Here is a 20,683-nt window from a genome sequence, read left to right on the forward strand (position 1 = left end):
CGCAGGTAGCCGATCGTGAAGAGGGGAGGCGTCGTCATGCCAGGTGCCGGCGCAGCGTCTCGGCGACCCGGTGGGCTGCCCGCCCGTCGCCGTACGGGGTGCCGCGGGGCGCCTGCGGGGCGGGACGGGTCGCCGCCGCCGCCCACTGCGCACCCAGCTCGCGCGGGTCCGGGACGAGCATGTTCCAGCCGTCCGCGAGGGTCTCCACCCACTCCGTCTCGGTCCGCAGGGTGGTGCACGGGCGGTCCAGCAGGTAGGCCTCCTTCTGAAGGCCGCCCGAGTCGGTGACCACGCCGACGGAGCCCAGCACGGCGGCCACCATGGCGGCGTACGGCAGCGGACGGCCGGCGTGCAGCGAGCCCCGGGACAGCTTCAGGCCGTGCTCCTCGGCCCGGGCGACCAGCCGCGGGTGGGCCAGCAGCGCGACCGGCACGGGCAGGTCGGCCAGCGCGTCGAGCAGCGCGGCGAGCCGCTGCGGGTCGTCGGTGTTCTCCGCGCGGTGCAGGGTGGCCAGCAGGTAGGGGGCGTCCGGGTCGATCCCCTCGGGCAGGGCCGGCCGGGGCTGGCCGCCCTGCGACACGTCGTCCCGGACCCGCAGGCAGACGTCCACCATCACGTCGCCCACCAGGTGCGAGCGGGACGCCAGGCCCTCCGCCGCCAGGTGCCGGACCGCCTCCTCCGTGGGGGCGAGCAGCAGGTCGGCGGCGTGGTCGGTGAGCACCCGGTTGTGCTCCTCCGGCATGCGCCGGTTGAACGAGCGCAGTCCGGCCTCCAGGTGAGCCACCCGCAGGTGCTGCTTCACCGCCGACAGCGTGCCGGCCAGCGTCGAGTTGGTGTCGCCGTAGACCAGGACCCAGTCCGGCCGCTCGGCGGCCAGCACCGGGTCGAGCGCGGCCAGCGTGTTGCCCGTCTGCACGCCGTGGCTGCCGGAGCCGATGCCCAGGTGCACGTCCGGGTCGGGGATGCCGAGGCCGGAGAAGAACACGTCGGACAGGTCCGCGTCGTAGTGCTGACCGGTGTGCACGATCACGTGCTCGCACCCGTCCTCGGCGAAGGCCGCGGCGATGGGCGCCAGCTTCACCAACTGCGGTCGGGCGCCGACGATGCTGACGACCTTCACTGCGTGACTCCTCGTGATCTGCGACGGGGACTACGGGCGGACCGGGGGCCGCCGCCGGTGGCGGGGGTCGGGGTGCGCACCTCGACCGCCCGGAGCGACAGTTCAGCTGTTCCGGCGCCGGACCCTGGGCGGGCACGGGGACGACCACGGCGGACGACCAGGCCCGCCGACGCCGCGGGGACGTCCTTGCCGACCGCGGGAGCCCGGGTGACGGGCGGCGGCACTAGGAATAGTAGTGCCCCGACCGGCGCCCGGGCACGGACGCGGCCGCCGCCGGGCCGCGATGGTGCGCGACGCCACCGGGCGGTTCCGGTCATCGGCGCCCGGGCAGGCCGGAGGGCGACGAGCGACGTGGGACGGGACACAGCGCACCACCCTAACCGAAGCTCCCTGGTCCCCCGGCCCTCGCCGCCGGGGCGCGTGGGGTCGTCGCCCACCGTTCGCCGCACCGGGGGTGGATCTTCTCCGGCCGTTCACGGCCGGCCCCCGGGCCGGGCGCCGCCGTCGCCGCCCGCCGGGGCCGGGTGAGGCTGGCCGGAGCGGGCGAGGTCGCTTGCGTACACTACGGCGCCATGACCGCCTCGGGGCCTGACATCCGCACCAGCACGTCCGCCGCCGGCGACCCGGTGGCCGGCGCCACCGCCGGGGTCCCCGAGCGGTCCGAGCCGCCGGTCGACGCGGCGGAAGGCGCCGCCGCGGCCGCGGCCGGCCCCTCGCGGTGGCGGCGGCTGCGCCCGGACCTGCTGGTCGCCGCCGTCTACCTCGCCGGCGCCCTCTGGGTGACCGCCCGCGGCTGGCTGGACCACGGCGGCCGGCTGCTCGGCAGCCGCCCGAACGACCAGGGCTTCAACGAGTGGATGCTGGCCTACGCCGCGCACGCGGTCAGCCACCTGGAGAACCCGTTCTTCACCACGCTGCAGAACGCCCCGACCGGCATCAACCTGATGACCAACGTGGGGATGCAGCTTCCCGGCCTGGTCCTGTCGCCGTTCACCCTGTTGTTCGGCGCCTCCTTCTCGTACCTGCTGTTCATCACGCTCAACCTGGCCGGCACCGCGTACGCCTGGTACCACGTGCTCTCCCGGCACCTGGTGTCGTCCCGGGCCGCGGCCTTCGTCGGCGGCCTGTTCTGCGCCTTCGCGCCGGCCCTCGTCTCGCACAGCAACGGGCACCCGCACATCACCGCCCAGTGGCTGGTGCCGTTCATCCTGTGGCGGGTCGTGCGGCTGGCCCGTGACGGCCGCCCGGTCCGCGACGGGCTGGTGCTGGGCGGGCTCGTGGTGGCGCAGTTCTTCGTGAGCCTGGAGATCCTCTTCCTGGCGGCGCTCGGCTGCCTGATGATGGTGATCGGATACCTGATCTTCCGCCCCCGCGAGGCGCTGCGGCGGGCCCGGCCGCTGCTCGGCGGGCTCGCGATCACCGGCGTGCTGGTGGGAGCCGCCGCCGCGTACCCGCTGTGGATGCAGTTCGCCGGGCCGCAGCACCGGGTCGGGCACCCCGGCAACCCCGACGTCTACGCGCTGACCGTCGGCTCGTTCGTGCGCTACGCCACCGAGTCGGTGGCGGGCAGCCCCACCAGCGCGCTGCGCTGGGGCCCGAACACCACCGAGCAGTCGAGCTTCTACGGCTGGTCGGTGGTGGTGCTGGCGGTGGCCGCCTGCTGGTGGCTGCGCCGCGAGATCGTCGTCCGGGTGCTCGCCGTGGTGATCGCGATCTCCGCGGTCTTCTCGATCGGCACCACCTGGACCTGGGGCACCCGACGCACCGACGTGCCGGCGCCGTTCGCGCTGGTGACCGACCTGCCGGTGTTCGACTCGGTGGTGGTCTCCCGGTTCGCGCTGATCACGACGGCGGCGCTCGGCGTCCTGTTCGCGGTCTCCGGCGACCGGCTCGCCCGGCTGCGCGTGGGCGAGCCGGCCCAGGCCCGGCTGGTTCCCCGGCTGGCCGCGGTGGCGGCGCTCGCCGCCCTGCTGCCGATCCTGCCCACCCCGCTGGAGGCCCGCGGCCGGACGCCCGTCCCCGATTTCGTGACCAGCGGCGCGTGGCGCGACCACGTGGCACCCGGCCGCACCCTGGTGCCGGTTCCGGTCAGCGGGATGACCTCGCTCTACTGGAGTTCGGCCGCGCTGGCCGGCTTCGCCGTGCCGGAGGGCTACTTCCTCGGCCCCGTCTCCGCCACCGACGCCACCGGCCGCTGGGGCGTCGAGCCGCAGCCGACCGCGAAGCTGCTCACCGCCGTCTCGCGGGGTGAACGGGACACCGCGGTCGGCCCGGCCGACATCGCCCAGGCACGGTCCGACGTCCGGTACTGGAAGGCCGATGCCGTGGCGCTGCCCGACCGGGGCGCCCGCGGCCACGACAACCTGAAGATCGTGCTGGACGCGTTGTACGGCCCGGGACAGCGGGTGGACGACGTCTGGCTCTGGGACGTCCGGCCGTACACGCGGTGACGGGCGGGCGCGCCGTCACCGGCTGACGGTCACGGCGACCTCGTCCAGATCAGCAGCAGGTAGCCGCCGAAGTACGTGGAGAAGGCGGTCACCGCCACCAGCACGGTGACCGCCCGGGCCCGGCCGGCCCGGGCCAGACCGACGGCCGCCGGGAGCAGCAGCGCGAACGCCGGCAGCAGGAACCGCGCCTTGGAGTGGTAGTAGCCCGCCGAGCCGACCGTGGTGACCAGCAGCAACCCGCTGTACAGCAGCAGCTCCCACGGCTGCCGGTCGAGCAGGCTCAGCACGAGGAACACCACCGCGAGCAGCATCACCACGCTCACCACCAGCATCTGTGGCGCGGCCGGCTGCGCCAGCACCTCCCGCCCGCGCTGGAAGGTGTAGACGCCGAAGTCGAAGCTGCTGCCCCAACCGGCGGACTGGATGTGGAACCAGCCGTCCGGCCGCCCGGTCTGCGTGCCCACCCAGGCCAGGTAGCCGAGCCAGCCGGCCGGGGCGAGCAGCATGGCGACCCAGGGCCGCCAGCCGTCCCGGCGCCGGACGATCGCCACCAGCGCGGCCAACCCGACCACCGGGATCAGCGACGAGGCGGTCGGCCGGGTCAGACCGGCGAAGAGGCAGAGCACGCCCGCGGCGAGCCAGCGGCGGCGCAGCAGCGCGTAGAGCGTCCAGGCGGCCAGGGCGGTGAACAGCGTCTCGCTGTAGGCCATCGACTCCACGATGCCGTGCGGTAGCGCGGCCCAGAGCGCGGCGAGCAGCACTCCCGTGCGCCGGTCGTGCAGGTACGTCCCGATCGCGAACAGCCCCCAGGCGGCCGCCAGGCCGGCCAGCCAGGCCACGATCAGCGCCGCGTCGCGCGGGCTGAGCGGGGTGATCCGGTCCAGGCCGCCGATCAGGCCGGGGTAGAGCGGGAAGAACGCCATGTCGCTCTGTGTCCTGGCGTACCCGTCGTAGCCGTGCTGGGCGATCGAGAGGTAGTAGGTGGCGTCCGACCTGGTGAGCCGCTGACCCGGGGAGACGCCCGTGGTGCGGGCCCAGACGTAGACGGCCAGCACACCGATCAGGCGGATCACGGCATAGGCCGCGAGCGCGGGCAGCGCCTGCCGGGCGGCCGCCCGGAGCCGTCCGGCGAGGGTCGTGCGCCCCGGGGGCGGGCTCGCCGGCTCCGCGGACGGTGCCGGCGTGGGCCGGCTCGGTTCCTTGGTCGTCACCAGGTCCATGTTGCGATCCTGTCCGCGCTGAGCTGGGGTGATCCGACGGTCCGCCGGGGTTCGCCGGGGGGCTCGACGCCGGCCCGGCCCGCGAACGGACGGGGCCACCGGTCGTTGAACTGGATGGAGGGTAGCAACCGGCCCGCCAGGGCGCGGTGCGCCGACGGCGGCGGACCCTCCCGGCCGACGCGTTGTCGTAGACTCGCTCGGGTCCCGCGGGTGCGGTGCTGGCGACAACGGAAACGGGCAGGAATGGGATCTGACGGCACGACCGCCCCGGTGGCCACCCGGGGACGGGTCGTCATGCTGGTGGACAACGGGGTCATCGGCGACTCCCGGGTGCAGAAGGCCGCCCGCTCGGCGGCCGAGGCCGGCTGGGAGGTCGTCCTCCTCGGGCGCGCGCCCGTCGGGCAGCCGCAGCGCTGGCGACTCGGCGACGCCGAGGTCCGCCTGATCCCGATGCCCGAGCCGCTCGCCAAGCGCCGGCACGAGTTCCGCCGCGTCTGGCTGCGCCGGCCGCTCGCCTACCCGCCGTCCGGCGTCGCCGCCCACCGCACCCAGGCGATGAAGGCCTGGCGGGCCGACCTGGCGGTTCGGCGGGCCGCGCTGACCACGGCGGCCCGGGAGTCCGGCGCCGGCCGGCCGGGCGGCCTGCCCTGGGCGGCGCTGCGCGCCGAGGAGAAGCTCGCCGGCCTGACCCGCAAGTGGGTGGGTTTCCGCCACCGGCAGCTCAACCAGGCCCGGAAGCGCCGCAAGCTCCACGGCCCCTGGGACCGGGCGTACACGCTGTTCTGGCAGCGGCTGCGCGGCGACGGCGCCTGGCGCCGCCTCGAGCCGGGGCTGTGGGACTACGAGCTGGCCTACGGCCCGGTCGTCGACGAACTGGCCCCGGACCTGATCCACGCCAACGACTTCCGGATGATCGGCGTCGGTGCCCGCGCCAAGATCCGGGCCGCCGCCAAGGGCCGCCGGATCGCGCTGCTCTGGGACGCCCACGAGTACCTGCCCGGCGTGCAGCCGTGGCGGGACAACGCCCGCTGGCTGCCCGGCAACGTGGCCCACGAGCGGGAGTACGTGCCGTACGCGGACGCCGCGATGACCGTCTCCGGCGGCCTGGCCGACCTGCTGCGACGCGAGCACGGGCTGGCGGAGCGCCCGGCGGTGGTGCTCAACGCCCCCGCGGTGGACGAGCTGCCGGCCGACGCCGGCGAGCCGGTGCCGGACATCCGTGCGCTCTGCGGCATCGGGCCGGACACCCCGCTGCTGGTCTACAGCGGGGTGGCCGCCGCCAAGCGGGGCCTCGGCGTGATGGTCGAGGCGCTGCCCCGGCTGCCCGGGGCGCACGTCGCCCTCGTGGTCAACAAGCCGGCGTCGGCCTACGTCACGGGCCTGGTCGCGCGGGCCGGTGAGCTGGGCGTGGCGGACCGGGTGCACGTGCTGCCCTACGTGCCGCACCACCAGGTGGTCCGGTTCCTCTCCGGCGCGCAGGTCGGCGTCATCCCGATCCAGCACTGGCCCAACCACGAGATCGCGCTGATCACCAAGTTCTTCGAGTATTCACACGCCCGCCTCCCGCTGGTCGTCTCCGACGTGCAGACGATGGCGGAGACTGTCCGCGAGACCGGGCAGGGCGAGGTGTTCACGGCCGAGGACGTGGCCGACTTCGTCCGGGCGGTCACCGCGGTGCTCGCCGACCCGGCGCGCTACCGCGCCGCGTACGACCGGCCCGGTCTGCTGGCCGGCTGGACCTGGGAGGCGCAGGCGCAGGTGCTCGACGGCGTCTACTCCCGGCTGCTGCCCGACGCCCCGCCGCGCCCGGCGCCGGCCGGCGACCCGGCTCCGGCGTCGGTGGGGGTCGGCGCGTGAGCGCGCGGCCGGACGTGACGGTGGTCGTCGCCGTCTACAACACCATGCCGTACCTGACCGCCTGTCTGGATTCGCTGGTCGGGCAGACCATCGGGCTCGACCGGCTGGAGGTCGTCGCGGTCGACGACGGCTCCACCGACGGCAGCGGCGCGGAGCTGGACCGGTACGCCGCGCGCTACCCGGACACGGTCCGGGTGCTGCACCAGGCCAACTCCGGCGGCCCGGCCGCACCGAGCAACCTCGCCCTGGACCACGCCCGCGGCCGCTACGTCTTCTTCATCGGCTCCGACGACCACCTCGGCCCGGAGGCGCTGGAGCGGCTGGTGGCCGCCGCCGACCGGTGGGAGTCCGACGTGGTGCTCGGCCGGATGGTCGGCACCAACAAGCGCTACGTGCACCAGGCGGTCTACGCGAGCACCGAGGAACGACTCGACCTCTTCGACAGCGCGCTGCCCTGGTCGCTGTCGAACACCAAGCTGTTCCGGCGGGACCTGGTCGAGCAGCACGGCCTGCGGTTCCGCACCGACATGCCGATGGGCAGCGACCAGCCGTTCACGCTGGAGGCCTGCTTCCGGGCGAAGAAGATCTCCGTCCTCGCCGACTACGAGTACTACTACGCGGTCAAGCGGACGAACGCGCAGAACATCACCTACGCCAGCCGCTTCGAGGAGCGGCTGCGCTGCGCCGAGGAGCTGGTCGGCTTCGTGGCCGGGCTGATCGAGCCGGGCCCGCGCCGGGACGCCGTGCTGGTGCGCCACTTCAGCTGGGAGGTGGCGAAGCTGCTCCGGTCGGAGTTCCTGGATCTCTCCCCGGACGTCCAGCAGCACGTCCACGACCGGATCCGCAAGCTGGCCGAGGCGTACCTGACCGAGGGCGTCCTGGCCCGGATGGCGCCCGACCTGCGGCTGCGCCTCGCCGTCGCGCGCGACGGCGACCTGGCGCGGCTCGGTGAGCTGATCGGGCAGCAGGCCGACAGGGCGCTGCCCGAGGTCACCGTCGAGGACGACCGCTGGTACGCCCACCACGTCGGCTTCCGCGACCCGGCGTTCGGCTACCCCGACGACTGGTACGACGTCACCGACCAGGCCGCCAAGGTGCTGGCGAAGCTGACCGCGACCGAACTGGCCTGGGGCCGGGACGCCGCCGGCGCCCGGGCCCTGGTGGTCACCGCGCGCAGCCGCTGGGCGGAGCTGTCCGAGCTGGCCGCCGACGCGCTCCGGGTCAGCGTCGGCGAGTTGACGGGTGTCACGTCGGTCGCGCCCGACGGCACCGGTACCGTCGTACGGACGGACTTCGCGGTGGACCGGCTGCTCGCGGTCGTCGCGGCGAACGGGGAGCGTCGGGTGGTGCGCGCCGAGGTGACCGCGCTGGGCGGCACCGGCTCGGCGCCGCTGCGGACGGACCGGCGCGTCGCGGCACCTCGGCTGCTGGCCCGGCACGGCGTCCGGTTCCACCTCGTCACGCCCACCACCAACCACAAGGGCCAGGTGATCGTCGCGATCACGCCGGTGACTCCCGGTCGGTTCCTTGCCCGCCTGCGCCGAATCTGGCCCACTGGAGGAAAGTAGTTTCATGAACATCTGCGTCGTCGCGCTCGGCAAGATCGGTCTGCCGCTCGCCGTGCAGTTCGCCTCGAAGGGGCACCGGGTGATCGGTGCCGACGTCTCCGAGCGGGTTGTCGAGCTGGTCAACGACGGTGCCGTGCCGTTCCCCGGCGAGGCCGACCTGGACGTCAAGCTGAAGGAGGCGGTCGCCGCCGGGCTGCTGTCGGCCACCACCGACACCGCCGCCGCGGTCGCCGAGTCCGAGGCCGTCGTCGTGGTCGTGCCACTCTTCGTGGACGCCGAGGGCGTGCCGGACTTCGGCTGGATGGACGACGCCACCCGGGCCATCGCCCGCGGGCTGAAGCCGGGCACCCTGGTCAGCTACGAGACCACCCTGCCGGTCGGTACCACCCGCAACCGCTGGGCCCCGATGCTGGAGGAGGGCTCCGGCCTCACCGCCGGCCAGGACTTCCACCTGGTGTTCAGCCCGGAGCGGGTGCTCACCGGCCGGGTCTTCGCCGACCTGCGCCGCTACCCGAAGCTGGTCGGCGGCATCGACGAGGCGTCGGCCGAGCACGGCGTGCGCTTCTACGAGGCGGTGCTGGACTTCGACGAGCGGGCCGACCTCGACCGCCCGAACGGCGTCTGGGACCTCGGTTCGGCCGAGGCGTCCGAGCTGGCCAAGCTCGCCGAGACGACCTACCGGGACGTGAACATCGGCCTGGCGAACCAGTTCGCCCGGTTCGCCGACACCGTGGGCGTCGACGTCACCAAGGTCATCGAGGCCTGCAACACCCAGCCGTACAGCCACATCCACTCGCCGGGCATCGCCGTCGGCGGCCACTGCATCCCGATCTACCCGCGGATGTACCTGTGGAACGACCCGGCGGCCACCGTGGTCCGCTCGGCCCGCGAGGCCAACGCCGCCATGCCGGAGTACGCCGTCGACCTGCTCGCCGCCGCGTACGGGGACCTGACCGGGGTGGGCGTGCTGGTGCTCGGCGCGGCCTACCGGGGCGGCGTCAAGGAGACCGCCTTCTCCGGGGTCTTCCCGACCGTCGAGGCGCTGCGGGCCCGGGGCGCCGTCCCGTACGTCGCCGACCCGATGTACACCAACGAGGAGCTGGCCGCGCACGGCCTCCCCGGCTACGAGGGCGAGCCGGTCGGCGCCGCGGTCATCCAGGCCGACCACGCCGAGTACCGCAACCTCACCCCGGCCGACCTGCCGGGCGTGACGGTGCTGGTCGACGGCCGCCGGGTCACCGACCCGGCGCGCTGGACCGGCGTCCGCCGGGTGGTCATCGGCGGCTGACCCGTCCGTCGCCCGTGGGCCCCGGCCGTCCCGACGGCCGGGGCCCGCTGCGTCGCGCGGCCCGGCCGGCACCGCCCGTGAGGACCGTCGTCAGCCGTTCACCCGTCGGACACCCCGGCAATACTTGTGTTACTTGCCCCGTTTAAGGTCGCAGCTGCCCGGTATCGGACCAGATCGACGCCGGTGGGCAGACAGGGAGCGTGTCGTTGTTCAGCAGAGTACGGAGCCAGCAGGGTCTCGTCGTCGTCGGCCTGACGCTGCTCGGCTACGGGGTCATGGTCCTCTCCGGGGCCCTCGGGCTGGTGGTCCCGTACGCGGTCGCCGCCCTGGTCGTGATCGCCGGTGAGCTGAGCCTCGCCACCCGGTACACCGAGACCGGCGAGCTGCTCCGCAAGGCCGGCCTCGGGCTGGTCTTCCGGCGGCTGGTCCGCGACCTGTCCGTGGTGCTGCTGGTGGTCGGCACGGTCCGCCCCGGCGTGGGCGGCACCGTCGCGGTGCTGCTGCTGCCGGCCGCGCTCTGGACCGTCGCCGTCGGCACCACCGCGCTCACCAAGGTGGTCGACGGGCGGGCCGCCACCCCGGCGTTCACCCGCAACCTCGACCTCGGCACGCTGCGCCGGGTGCCGGTCCCGCCGGCCTGGGCGCGGTTCCTGGCCGGCCTGCGGCTGCCGCTGCTCAACGTGCTGCTGGTGCCGGCCGCCGTGGTGGCCGCGGTGGCCGACCGGATCGCCCCGGTGGTGGTCACCGGGCTGGTCACCCTGGCCGCCGGGCTGGTCACCGCCGCGGTGCTGGCGCTCACCTTCCTGCGCGGGCGCGGGAAGACCCCGGGGATCCTGCCCGCCGTGCACGACTGGATGGCCCGCGAGCGGCCCGAGGTGGCGCTCTACTTCGCCGGTCCGGCCAAGGACGTCTACCAGGCCAACATGTGGCTCGCCCCGGTCGAGGCGGCCGGCCGCCGCGCGGTGGTGCTGCTGCGCGCCGAGGACGCGTTCCACGAACTGGCCGACACCCGGCTGCCGGTGATCTGCGTACCGGCCGGGGTGGACTTCATGAACCTCGACTTCAGCTCGGTCCGGGTCGCCCTGTACGCGGCCAACGTCGGCGCCAACATCCACATGCTGCGCGAGCCGGGCGTGAAGCACGTCTTCGTCGGCCACGGCGACAGCGACAAGCAAGCCAGCGTCAACCCGTACAGCAAGGTCTACGACGAGGTCTGGGTGGCCGGGCCCGCCGGCCGGGAGCGGTACGCCCGGGCCGGGGTGGGCGTGCTGGACCGCGACATCGTGGAGATCGGCCGGCCGCAGCTCGCCGGGGTGCACACCTTCGGCTCCGGCGCGGCCGACCACGTCTTCACCGTCCTCTACGCCCCCACCTGGGAGGGCTGGCTGGACGACGACCCCTACCACACCTCGCTGGTGCTGATGGGGGAGCGGATCGTGTCCGGGCTGCTCGCGGCCGGCAACCTGCGGCTGATCTACAAGCCGCACCCGCTGACCGGCAGCCGCTCGAAGAAGGCCCGGGCGGTGCACGAGCGGATCGTCGCCCGGATCCGTGCCGCCGGCGGCCAGACCGACCCGGCCTCGCTGGACGGCACCGCGCACCTGGTGGTCACCGGCCGGACCCCGGCCCTGTTCGACTGCTTCAACGTCACCGACCTGCTGGTCAGCGACGTCTCCAGCGTGGTCTCCGACTTCGTGCAGAGCGAGCGGCCGTACGTGGTGGCCAACCCGGCCGGCCTGCCGGAGGACGAGTTCCGCCGGACCTTCCCCACGGCGCGGGCGGCGTACCTGCTCTCCGCGGACTGCGGTGAGCTGCCGAAGGTCCTCGCCGTCACCCGGGCGGGCGACGACCCGATGACCGAGGCGCGGCGGGAGCTGAAGGAGTACCTGCTCGGCCCGGCCGGGTCGAACCCGATGGACCGGTTCCGGGACGAGGTCGGCCGCCTCTGCGGCTGACCGCCGACACCGAACGTGCGGGGGCGACGACCGGTCCGGTCGTCGCCCCCGCCGCGTGCTCAGCCCTGGTACGGCGGGTTGTCCACGTCCCGGGAGACGACCTCGCCCTTCTCGTCCACCCAGCCCTTCGGCCGGGCCGGGTTACCGGCCACCAGCTGGTACGGCCTGACGTCCTTGGTCACCACCGAGCCGGCGGCGATCATGGCGTACTCGCCGACCTCGATCCCGCAGACCAGGGTGGCGTTGGCGCCGATCGAGGCGCCCCGGCGGATCATGGTCGGGGTGATGGTCCAGTCCGGGTTCTGCGCGCGCGGGCGGAAGTCGTTGGTGAACACCGCGCACGGGCCGACGAAGACCTCGTCCTCGATGGTCACACCCTGGTAGACCGAGACGTTGTTCTGGATCTTCACGCGGTCGCCGACGGTCACGTTCGCGTCGACGTACACGTTGCGGCCGATCACGCAGCCGGCGCCGACCTGGGCGCTCGACCGGACGTGGGCCAGGTGCCAGACCTTGGTGCCGTCGCCGACCTTGGCGCCGGCCTCCACGTCGGCCGTCGGGTGGACGAAGACGGAGGCGGACCGGTCGTTGGTGTCAGTCATGTCAACTCGCATCGTCGCAGGGCGCGTCGTCGCGCCGTCGGTGCCCGACGGTCGCGCCGGCTGACCGCCGCGCGCCCGGCCGGGCCAGGACCACCCGGCCGCGCCGGGCTACCGGAGCCGGCGCGCGGGCTCGACGCAGCATAGCGAGCCGTCAGGCCACCAGCTCCGCCACCGCGTCGGCGGCGGGTCGGTCGGCGGGCAGCGGATGCGCGGCCACCACCGCGTCGACCGGCAGCGCCGCGTAGAGGTGCGGGAAGAGCGCGCCGCCCCGGGACACCTCCCAGCGCAGCGCGTCGCCGAGCCGCGCCTCGTCCACCGCGAGCACGGTGAGACCGGTGACCCCGGCGAAGACCCGGCGGGCGGTCTCCACCACCTGGTCGGCCGCGGAGAGGTGGACGTAGCCGTCCTGGCGGTCCATCGCGGTGCCGGTGAACCGGCCGGCCGCCTGCGCCTGCTCCCACTCGCCGTTGGTCAGAATCTTGTAGATCACCACCGCAGCCTAGGTCCCCGCCGCCGGTCGCGGCGGGCCGGTTCGCGGGTACGCCCGCGTCCGTGCGCGGGAGCCGGCATGCTCGGATCGGACGGCCGCCGAGGGAGGGCGATGAAGAGCTACGACGACGAGTGGACCGACGGCGAGCGGGCGGTCTACGACGAGTGCTACCAGGCGGGCACGGAGTGGGCGGACGACCCCGACACGCCCTCCGACGACGTCCAGCAGGTGATCAACATGGCCGAGGCGGACGACGACACCTTCGGCGACGCCGAGATCGACTTCCCGCCGCTTGTCGACGCCGTCACCCAGGCCACCGGCGAGAACCTGACGAGCGTGCCGGCCAGCCACGCCGACCCGGGCTTCCGGGGCTTCACCGACGGTGTCCGCGACGCCACCGCCGACGAGGTCTTCGGTCTCTGACCGGGCACCGGCCCTCCCGTCCCGCTCGTCCGTCTGCCACCATTCGCAGGGCAGCACGTCGAGCGGATGGAGGCACGGGTGCGGATCCTCCTGGTCGAGGACGATCGTCGGGTGGCCGCCGCCCTGTCGTCAGCGCTGACCCGGCGCGGTTACGAGGTGGAGCACGCCGCCACCGTCGAGGCCGCGCTCTCGGCCGCCCCCTGCGACCTGGTGCTGCTCGACCTGACCCTGCCCGACGGTGACGGCACCGACCTCTGCCGGGAGCTGCGCCGGCGCAGCAGCCAACTCGGCATCATCGCGGTGACCGCCCGCGGTGAGGAGCGGGACCGGGTGCTCGGGCTGCGACTGGGCGCCGACGACTACGTGGTCAAGCCGTTCTCGATGGTGGAGCTCCAGGCCCGGATCGAGGCGGTGCTGCGCCGGGCCGCGCACACCGTGCCGGAGCGCAACCTGATCGAGGCGGGCGTGGTCCGCATCGACGTGGGCGGCCGGACGGTGACCGTGGCGGGCCGGCCGGTGGCGCTCACCCGCAAGGAGTTCGACATCCTGCTCTCCCTGGCCCGCCAACCCGGGGTCGCCGTGCCGCGCGACCGGATCCTGCTCGACGTCTGGGGCACCACCTGGGCCGACCGGCACACCGTGGAGGTGCACGTCGGGTCGCTGCGCGGCAAGCTCGGCGACCCGACGCTGGTGGAGACCGTCCGCGGGGTCGGCTACCGGCTCCGCGGCGAGTGAGGGGGCCGCCGTGCGCCGCCGGCTGGTGATCAGCTACCTGCTGTTGATGGCGCTGGTCCTGCTCGCCCTGGAGACACCGCTGGCGGCCACCCTGGCCACCCGGGAGACCGACCGGGTCCGCGCCGACCGGCTCGCCGACGCCACCCGGTTCGCCTCACTGGCCGGCCCGGCGCTGCGCGGCGGCACCCCGGGCCCGCTGGACGGGGAACTGGCCGCCTACGACGACCTCTACGGCGTCGGCGCGGCCGTGGTGGACCGGGACCGCCGGACCGTGGCCGCGTCAGCGCGCTGGGAGTTCGGCGCGGGCACCGACCCGGCCCTGGACACCGCGCTGGCCGGGCAGCAGTTCAGCGGGCCGGAGTCGGTCTGGCCCTGGGTGGACGGCCCGGTGGTGGTGGCGGTGCCGATCAACGACGGCGGCGAGGTGCTCGGCGCGGTGGTCACCACGACGCCGGCGGCCAAGGTGCGTCGCACCGTCACCGCCTGGTGGCTGCTGCTCGCCGGGATCGGCCTGCTCGCGGTGCTGGCCTGCATCTCCCTCGCGTTCGGGCTGGCCGGCTGGGTGCTGCGCCCGGTCACCGAGCTGGACGCGGTCACCCACGAGATCGCCGAGGGGCACCGGCGGGCCCGGGTCCGCCCCCGGCTCGGCCCGCCCGAGTTGCGCCGGCTGGCCACCAGCTTCAACGACATGGCCGACGCGGTCTCCGACGTGATGGACCGGCAGCGGGCGTTCGTCGCGCACGCCAGCCACCAGCTGCGCAACCCGCTCACCGCACTGCGGCTGCGGGTGGAGGAGCTGGGACCGAGCCTGACCGACTCCGACGGCCGGGCCGAGCACCGGCTCGCGCTGGAGGAGACCGACCGGCTGGCCACCGTGCTCGACGGGCTGCTCACCCTGGCCCGGGCCGAGCGGGAGGAGAACCAGCGGGTCACCGTGGACGCCGCCGAGATCGCCGCCTCCCGGGTCTCGGCCTGGCTGCCGCTGGCCCGGCACCGGTCGGTCACCCTCACCCTCGACCCGACCGGGGCGCCCGCGTACGTTCGGACCGTGCCGACCGCCATCGACCAGGCGCTCGACGCGCTTATCGACAACGCCGTGAAGTTCAGCGGCGCCGGGGGAGCGGTGACGGTGACCGTACGCCCGGCCGACGGCGGTACCGCGCTGGAGGTGCGGGACACCGGCCCCGGCATGACGGCCAGCCAGCTCGACCAGGCCACCGAGCGGTTCTGGCGGGCCCCCGACGTGCAGAACGTGGACGGCGCCGGGCTCGGGCTGACCATCGTCGCCGTGCTGGTCGACGCCTCCGACGGCCGGCTGACCATGCGCCAGGGCGAGCCCCGCGGGCTGATCGCCGAGCTGTGGTTCCCGGCCCCGGACGAGGTGGCCGAGGCGGACGAACCCGCTCCGGCGTTCGACGACGGCCCGGTCGAACGGGCCGGCTCCGAGGCGGCGCGGCGCTGACGCCGGCTCAGGGCTTGGTGGCCCGGTACCAGTCGGCCGCGCCCGGGTGCAGCGGCAGCGGGGTGGTGACGATCGCCGCCCGGGGACTCATCCGGCCGGCGGCCGGGTGTGCGGCGGCCAGCTCCTCCCGGCGCTCCATCAGCAGCCGGGTCACCTCACGCACCAGCGCCGCCGGCAGGTCGGCGCGGACGATCAGGTAGTTCGGGTTCGCCACCGTGCTGACCGGGTCCGCCCCGTAGACCGAGCGGGGAATGTCCCGGGTCACGTAGACCTGCCCGTACCCGCGGCGCAGCGGCTCGGTCCACTCGCCCAGGTCGACCATCCGCACGGAGGTGTTCCCGGCCAGCTCCGCGACGCCGCGGACCGGCAGGCCGCCGGAGAAGAAGAAGGCGTCGATCCGCCCGGCGCGCAGCGCCGCCACCGAGTCGTCCAGGCCGAGCTGCTCCCGGTGGACCGCGTCGCCCAACTGGGCCACGTCCAGCAGCCGGGAGGCGGTGACCTCGGTGCCGGAGCCGTCGGCGCCCACCGACACCCGCCGCCCGCGCAGGTCGGCCAGGGTGCGCACCGGGCCGCCGGCGGTGGTGACCAGGTGCAGCAGGTCGTCGTAGACCCGGGCCACGGCGAGCACCGTGGGGTGCTCCGGGGCGCGCGGCGGCAGGACGTCGGCCTGGGTGAAGCCCAGCTCCGCCTCGCCGGAGCCGACCAGCCGGACATTCTGCGCGGACGCCGCGGTGACCACCACGCTGGCCTGCACGCCGGGCAGCTCGCGGTTGAGCAGGGCGGCCAGCGACTGGCCGAAGGCGTGGTAGACCGCGGTGGGGCTACCCGTGGCGATCCGGATCCGCACCGGCTCGGCGGGCTCGTCCCGACAGCCGGCCAGACCGGCCACGAGCAGCAGCAACAGCGCGAGCGGTGCGGCGGTCCGGCGCCGGCCGCGCACAGACCAGTGTCGGCTCACGGGCTGCACTCTGCGCCGTGGAGCACCCGCCGCGCAAGCCCGGCCGCCCGGCGCCGCTCCGGCGGCCGTGCGGTGACCGCGGATCGGGCTGGGACGCGCCGGGAAGTTCGGTCAGCAGGCCGCCGCCGGGGCGAGCGCGGCGCTCTCGGTGATCCGCACCCGGTGTGCGCCGTTGGCCACGCTCACCAGGAAGCAGCCCGCGCCGGGCCGGAGCGCCGCCGGGACCTCCAGCAGCGCCGCGCTCCGGACCAGCACCGCGGCCAGGTCCCGGTCGGCCAGCCGGATGCCGAGGCTGTGCCGGCGCACGTGCCGCCCGCCGGCCAGCAGCGCCGCCCGCCACGCCGCGGCGGCCAGCCGGGGACGCCACACCCGGCGGGCCGTGGAGGCGCCGGGGAAGGGGCCGCCCAGCAGCTCCCGGCGGCCCTGCCGCCAACCCGCCTCCAGCAGGGTCGCGTACGCCGGCCGGTGCTCCCGGGGCACCGACAGCCGGTGCAGCTCGTACCGGCGGCGCAGGCCGCCCGTGGTCAGCTCGTGCTCCACCGGCACGTCCAGCCGGAGCAGCAGCTGCCGCATCCGGTGCGCCGCGTCCTCGCGGTTGAACTCGGCGATCCCGCCCCGGTACCGCCCGACATCCGTGCGGCGGGCGTCGGCGGCCGGGGGCGGGGTGCAACGCACCAGGCAGGCGACCTCGAACGCGTCGGCCAGGGTGAGCCAGTCCAGCGGCGGGGGCGGCGACGACTGGCGGGGCCGGTCGAGCAGGGTTGCGGACTCGGGGGCCATCGGAACAGCTCCTTGGTCGGTGGCGGGGTTCCCTAACCGTGACCCGCGCCGTCCGCGCCGCGAAACCGCTGCGCCCGAGCCTTGAGCAAAATTTGCGGCAACCCGCCCTCAGAGCTCGGTGACGACCACGTCCACCAGGCGGGGCCGGCCGGCCGCCCGCGGCTGCTCCTCGACGGCGTACTTCAGCTCGCGCAGCGCCCCGATCAGCGCGTCCGCGGTCCGGGGCCGGGCCCCGGCGGTGAGCAGGTCGCGGACCAGCCGCCCCTTGGTGGCCTTGTTGAAGTGGCTCACCACCGACCGGGTCGGCACCCCGCCCACCTCACGCTCGTGCAGCACCCGCACGGTGACGGTGCGTTCGGCGACCGCCCCGCGCGGCGCCCAGGTGGCCGCGTACGCGCCGGAGCGCAGGTCGAGCACCGGACCGTTCCCGGCGGCCGTCGCCATGGCCTCCGCCAGCGCGGTGCGCCAGTACGCGGACAGTGCACCGATCCCCGGCAGGCGCGCCCCCACCGGGCAGCGGTATGGCGGGATCCGGTCGGTGAGGCGTACCGCGCCCCAGAGGCCCGAGCTGATCAGCACCGAGCGGCGGGCCAGCCGCTCCGCCGCCGGCGGCAGCGTGGCCAGGTCGAGCGCCTCGTAGAGCACCCCGGTGTAGATCCGCCCGGCCGGCGCGGTGGCCGCCGCCCGCAGCCGCGCGTTGCGTCGCAGCTCGCCACGCTGCCCCTCGCTCAGGCCGAGCGCGTCGCGGGCCGCCGCCTCGTCCGGGCCGGCGCAGAGGTCGACCAGGGCGGCCAGCACCTCCTCCCGGGCCGGGTTCAACTCGGGCAGGGAGAGCTTCGCGAGGTCCAGCCGCCGGCCCGTGCCGGCCTCGGCCTTCCCCTCGGACGGGGGCAGCAGGATGAGCACCGGCACAGCGTACGGGCCGGGCTCAGCGCCACGGCCGCACGGCGCTCTCCGGGTGGTACACGCGATAGCCGCCGGCCTCGGCGACCACGGCCGCGTCGGCCCGGTCACCGAGCAGCCGGCGCAGCCCGCGCTCCGCCGACGAGCCGGCGGCCACCACGTACCCGGGCCGGGCCGCCCGCCCCACCCGCTTCCAGTACGCCGGGTAGCGGTTCTGCCCGGGGGTCAGGTTCCCGTCGAGCACCCCACAGACCACCGCCTCGCCGGTGTTGAAGATCAGCCGGTTGCAGGTCCAGTAGTCCGTGTACACCTCGTGCAGGCCCACCCGGCGCACCGCGTCGGCCAGCTCCCGGGCCCGCCGCTCCTCGGCGCGCAGCGCCGGGGTTGTCGCCACGAACATCACCGTGCCGGCCAGCACGGCGGCGGCCAGCGCGGCCAGCACCAGCCCGGCGAGCGCGCCGCCCAGCCGGGCCGCCACGCCCGCCGTGGCCCGCACCGCGTGCGCGGCGGCCAGCCAGAGCGGCCAGAGCACCGCCGGCAGCGAGATCTGGAGCACCGACAGGTAGCGGGAGTTCCCCAGCGGGTCGGTCGCGGCCAGCGGGCTGCGCACGTACGCGAGAAGGGTCAACGCGGCCCCGACGACCAGGGCGAGGACGGCCGCGGCCCGGACCCGCGCGGGCGGATCCGGGGCCCGGCGCCAGGCGACCAGCGCGAGCCCCGCGGCGGCCACCAGCAGGACCGGGTAGAGCACCCCGAACCACTGCGCCCAGCGGGCGCAGCCGTCCATCGGGCAGAGGCCGGAGGCCAACGGCACCCCCTCCAGCAGCCCGCCGTGCACCCGCTCCCACCAGGACGGGGCCGCGCCGTCCTTGGTGCTGATCTCCCGGAACACCGACAGCGAGTCCTGGCCGTCCGGGGCGACGAGGTTGTCCTTCACCATCGGGGCGACCCCGACCAGGAAGCCCGCCACCAGCAGCACCCCCGGCCAGCCGATCAGGTCCCGGGGCGCGGCCAGGAGCAGCACCAGCCCGGCGACCGCCAGGTAGGGCGCGATCAGCCAGTCCGACCAGAGCGCCACCCCGGCCAGCAGCCCGAACAGGCCGGTGGCCAGCCAGCGGTGCCGCACCCGGCGCTCGCCCAGGGCGACCGCGATCAGCACCATCGCCAGCACCGCCGGTTTCACCTCCGGCCGGCCGCCGACCACGGTCAGCTGGTCGCGGACCACCCGCTCGGAGCCGAGCGCCAGCACGCCCACCACGAGGGTGGCCAGCCAGGGGGAGAAGAGCCGGCGGGTCAACCGGTACGCCAGCCACAGGAAGACCGCGTAGAGCGCCACCAGCGGCAGCCGCAGCAGTGGCCAGCTCGCCCCGCCCCAGCCGACCAGCGGGGCCGCCAGGTAGGACTCCAGCAGGCCCATGTAGCGCTGGCCGTAGAGGAAGACCGGCCGCTCGTCGCCGGTGGCGATGTGCAGGGCGGCCAGGCCGAACATCGCCTCGTCGCTGTTGGAGGTGGGCAGGGTGAGCAGCGTCAGCACCAGCCGGTAGCCGACCCCGGCCGCGCCGAGCAGCAGCGCGACCAGCGCCGGCCGGTCCAGCGCCGGACGCCACCGTCCCGGGTCCCGCTCTGGTGTCGACACGACCAACGCCCCCGTCGTCGCCTCGACCGCAGTCTGTCACGCCCCGTGGCGGGCGGCGGGTGGATCGGCGCACACCACTCGCGTGGCCGGTCCGCGCGGGTTGTGGCAGGGTGACAGCGTGCCACCCACACCACCCGACCAACTGGCCGTGCCGCAGCTGCACCGGGCCGCGCGCATCGAGGACGCCCTCCACAACCTGGTGGAGCGCCGGCTGCGGCGCACCGGGTGGCAGGTCAACATCATCGCGTACGCCGGGTACGGCGCCCCCGGCTGGGCGCGGGTGCTCTGCCGGGTGCTGCTCGGCCGCCCCGACACCCGCCAGCGCGGCCGGCTGGAGAAGGTCCGGGGCTGGCGGAGCTTCACCACCCTGCCCGCCAAGTACGCCACGGTCACCATCGAGGCCGGCGGCGTACGCCAGGAGACGACCGCGGACCGCAGCGGCTTCGTGGACACCGTCATCAAGGCCGACTTCACCCCGGGCTGGGGCTGCGTACGCCTGAGCGTGGCCGACGCCGAGCCGGTGGAGGCGCTGGTCCGCATCCTCGACCCGGAGGTCCGGTTCGGCATCCTCTCCGACATCGACGACACGGTCATGGTGACCGCGCTGCCCCGGCCGCTGCTCGCCGCCTGGAACACCTTCGTCCTCGACGAGCACGCCCGGGCCGCCGTCCCCGGCATGGCGGTGCTGTACGAGCGCCTGGTCACCGCCCACCCCGGCGCCCCGGTCTTCTACCTCTCCACCGGCGCCTGGAACGTCGCGCCGACGCTTACCCGGTTCCTCTCCCGGCACCTCTACCCGGCCGGGCCGCTGCTGCTCACCGACTGGGGGCCGACCGCCGACCGCTGGTTCCGCAGCGGCCGGGAGCACAAGCGGGCCACCCTGGCCCGGCTGGCCCGGGAGTTCCCCGACGTCCGCTGGCTGCTGATCGGCGACGACGGGCAGCACGACCAGGAGATCTACCGCGAGTTCGCGGCCGCCCACCCGGACAACGTGGCCGGGGTGGCGATCCGCCGCCTCTCGCCCACCCAGTCGGTGCTCGCCGGCAGCCTGCCCGCCCCGCAGGGCCGCCCGTCCGCCGGCCCGGTGGGCCAGAAGTGGCTGGCCGCCCCGGACGGCGCCGGCCTCTGGAAACTCCTCCGCGAAGCCGGCCTGGTCTGAGCCTTCGCGCCCGCCTCCCCGCCTCCCCGCCGCGTCGATCATGAGGTTGACGGCGAAGTGGATCTCCTTGGGTGCCG

At 75.0% G+C, this 20,683-nt stretch carries 17 protein-coding genes; 9 read left to right on the forward strand and 8 right to left on the reverse strand.

All coding sequences use genetic code 11. The features are described from left to right. Positions 1–34: 34 nt before the first annotated feature. On the reverse strand, positions 35–1,120 hold the full coding sequence (gene wecB / locus ACW0Q9_RS07490; protein WP_456179219.1) for a non-hydrolyzing UDP-N-acetylglucosamine 2-epimerase: 1,086 nt from the start codon (positions 1,118–1,120) through the stop codon (positions 35–37). Between the two features lie 572 nt (positions 1,121–1,692). Here wecB and ACW0Q9_RS07495 point away from each other — a divergent pair. Continuing rightward, complete coding sequence (locus ACW0Q9_RS07495; RefSeq protein WP_456179221.1) at positions 1,693–3,570, forward strand: hypothetical protein; 1,878 nt, start codon at positions 1,693–1,695, stop codon at positions 3,568–3,570. Positions 3,571–3,599: 29 nt separating this feature from the next. Here the strand turns inward: ACW0Q9_RS07495 and ACW0Q9_RS07500 are convergent, their stop codons facing one another. Then, positions 3,600–4,790: a hypothetical protein gene (locus ACW0Q9_RS07500; protein WP_456179223.1), complete on the reverse strand. Its 1,191-nt coding sequence runs from the start codon at positions 4,788–4,790 to the stop codon at positions 3,600–3,602. A gap of 294 nt (positions 4,791–5,084) precedes the next feature. On the opposite strand from ACW0Q9_RS07500, the gene ACW0Q9_RS07505 reads away from it, so the two are divergent. The 4 genes from ACW0Q9_RS07505 (at position 5,085) to ACW0Q9_RS07520 (ending at position 11,458) form a co-directional block, all read left to right on the forward strand. Further along, entirely contained in the window at positions 5,085–6,647 is a 1,563-nt protein-coding gene (locus ACW0Q9_RS07505) for a glycosyltransferase family 4 protein (protein ID WP_456179255.1), read from the forward strand. After that, positions 6,644–8,215: a glycosyltransferase family 2 protein gene (locus ACW0Q9_RS07510; RefSeq protein WP_456179224.1), complete on the forward strand. Its 1,572-nt coding sequence runs from the start codon at positions 6,644–6,646 to the stop codon at positions 8,213–8,215. The genes ACW0Q9_RS07505 and ACW0Q9_RS07510 overlap by 4 nt, the downstream gene beginning before the upstream one ends. 4 nt (positions 8,216–8,219) lie before the next feature. Further along, positions 8,220–9,503 (forward strand): nucleotide sugar dehydrogenase, encoded by a 1,284-nt coding sequence (locus ACW0Q9_RS07515; RefSeq protein WP_456179225.1) that lies wholly within the window; start codon positions 8,220–8,222, stop codon positions 9,501–9,503. A gap of 206 nt (positions 9,504–9,709) precedes the next feature. Then, on the forward strand, positions 9,710–11,458 hold the full coding sequence (locus ACW0Q9_RS07520; protein ID WP_456179226.1) for a CDP-glycerol glycerophosphotransferase family protein: 1,749 nt from the start codon (positions 9,710–9,712) through the stop codon (positions 11,456–11,458). 59 nt (positions 11,459–11,517) lie between these two features. On the opposite strand, the gene ACW0Q9_RS07525 is transcribed toward ACW0Q9_RS07520, so the two are convergent. Further along, complete coding sequence (locus ACW0Q9_RS07525; protein ID WP_456179228.1) at positions 11,518–12,060, reverse strand: acyltransferase; 543 nt, start codon at positions 12,058–12,060, stop codon at positions 11,518–11,520. A gap of 151 nt (positions 12,061–12,211) precedes the next feature. After that, positions 12,212–12,550: a DUF952 domain-containing protein gene (locus ACW0Q9_RS07530; protein ID WP_456179229.1), complete on the reverse strand. Its 339-nt coding sequence runs from the start codon at positions 12,548–12,550 to the stop codon at positions 12,212–12,214. A gap of 111 nt (positions 12,551–12,661) precedes the next feature. Here ACW0Q9_RS07530 and ACW0Q9_RS07535 point away from each other — a divergent pair, with 111 nt between their 5' ends. The 3 genes from ACW0Q9_RS07535 (at position 12,662) to ACW0Q9_RS07545 (ending at position 15,170) form a co-directional block, all read left to right on the forward strand. Further along, positions 12,662–12,973: a hypothetical protein gene (locus ACW0Q9_RS07535; protein WP_456179231.1), complete on the forward strand. Its 312-nt coding sequence runs from the start codon at positions 12,662–12,664 to the stop codon at positions 12,971–12,973. A 66-nt stretch (positions 12,974–13,039) separates the two neighbouring features. Continuing rightward, entirely contained in the window at positions 13,040–13,708 is a 669-nt protein-coding gene (locus ACW0Q9_RS07540) for a response regulator transcription factor (protein WP_456179232.1), read from the forward strand. A 10-nt stretch (positions 13,709–13,718) separates the two neighbouring features. Beyond that, positions 13,719–15,170, forward strand: a complete 1,452-nt coding sequence (locus tag ACW0Q9_RS07545; protein ID WP_456179234.1) for an ATP-binding protein — start codon at positions 13,719–13,721, stop codon at positions 15,168–15,170. 7 nt (positions 15,171–15,177) lie between these two features. Here the strand turns inward: ACW0Q9_RS07545 and ACW0Q9_RS07550 are convergent, their stop codons facing one another. The 4 genes from ACW0Q9_RS07550 to ACW0Q9_RS07565 all read right to left on the reverse strand — a co-directional run bounded on the left by ACW0Q9_RS07550 (position 15,178) and on the right by ACW0Q9_RS07565 (position 19,447). Continuing rightward, entirely contained in the window at positions 15,178–16,128 is a 951-nt protein-coding gene (locus ACW0Q9_RS07550; protein ID WP_456179236.1) for a TAXI family TRAP transporter solute-binding subunit, read from the reverse strand. A gap of 111 nt (positions 16,129–16,239) precedes the next feature. Then, positions 16,240–16,908, reverse strand: coding sequence for a hypothetical protein (locus tag ACW0Q9_RS07555; RefSeq protein WP_456179238.1), 669 nt, complete (start codon positions 16,906–16,908; stop codon positions 16,240–16,242). A 108-nt stretch (positions 16,909–17,016) separates the two neighbouring features. Further along, positions 17,017–17,820 carry a peroxide stress protein YaaA gene (yaaA, locus tag ACW0Q9_RS07560; RefSeq protein ID WP_456179240.1) on the reverse strand — a complete coding sequence of 268 codons (804 nt, stop codon included), beginning with the start codon at positions 17,818–17,820 and terminating at the stop codon, positions 17,017–17,019. A gap of 16 nt (positions 17,821–17,836) precedes the next feature. Then, positions 17,837–19,447, reverse strand: a complete 1,611-nt coding sequence (locus ACW0Q9_RS07565) for a hypothetical protein (protein WP_456179242.1) — start codon at positions 19,445–19,447, stop codon at positions 17,837–17,839. 118 nt (positions 19,448–19,565) lie between these two features. On the opposite strand from ACW0Q9_RS07565, the gene ACW0Q9_RS07570 reads away from it, so the two are divergent. After that, a complete protein-coding gene (locus ACW0Q9_RS07570; protein ID WP_456179244.1) occupies positions 19,566–20,606 on the forward strand; it encodes an App1 family protein in 1,041 nt (346 codons plus the stop codon). Positions 20,607–20,683: the final 77 nt, after the last annotated feature.

It is taken from the genome of Micromonospora sp. I033 (genome assembly GCF_053890995.1).

Bases quoted from the DNA above. Each gene is read 5' to 3' on its own strand.
- ACW0Q9_RS07500 (WP_456179223.1), bottom strand. From the start codon at position 4,790: ATGGACCTGGTGACGACCAAGGAACCGAGCCGGCCCACGCCGGCACCG.
- ACW0Q9_RS07505 (WP_456179255.1), top strand. From the start codon at position 5,085: ATGCTGGTGGACAACGGGGTCATCGGCGACTCCCGGGTGCAGAAGGCC.
- ACW0Q9_RS07555 (WP_456179238.1), bottom strand. From the start codon at position 16,908: ATGGCCCCCGAGTCCGCAACCCTGCTCGACCGGCCCCGCCAGTCGTCG.
- ACW0Q9_RS07540 (WP_456179232.1), top strand. From the start codon at position 13,040: ATGGAGGCACGGGTGCGGATCCTCCTGGTCGAGGACGATCGTCGGGTG.
- ACW0Q9_RS07515 (WP_456179225.1), top strand. From the start codon at position 8,220: ATGAACATCTGCGTCGTCGCGCTCGGCAAGATCGGTCTGCCGCTCGCC.
- ACW0Q9_RS07525 (WP_456179228.1), bottom strand. From the start codon at position 12,060: ATGACTGACACCAACGACCGGTCCGCCTCCGTCTTCGTCCACCCGACG.
- ACW0Q9_RS07535 (WP_456179231.1), top strand. From the start codon at position 12,662: ATGAAGAGCTACGACGACGAGTGGACCGACGGCGAGCGGGCGGTCTAC.
- ACW0Q9_RS07495 (WP_456179221.1), top strand. From the start codon at position 1,693: ATGACCGCCTCGGGGCCTGACATCCGCACCAGCACGTCCGCCGCCGGC.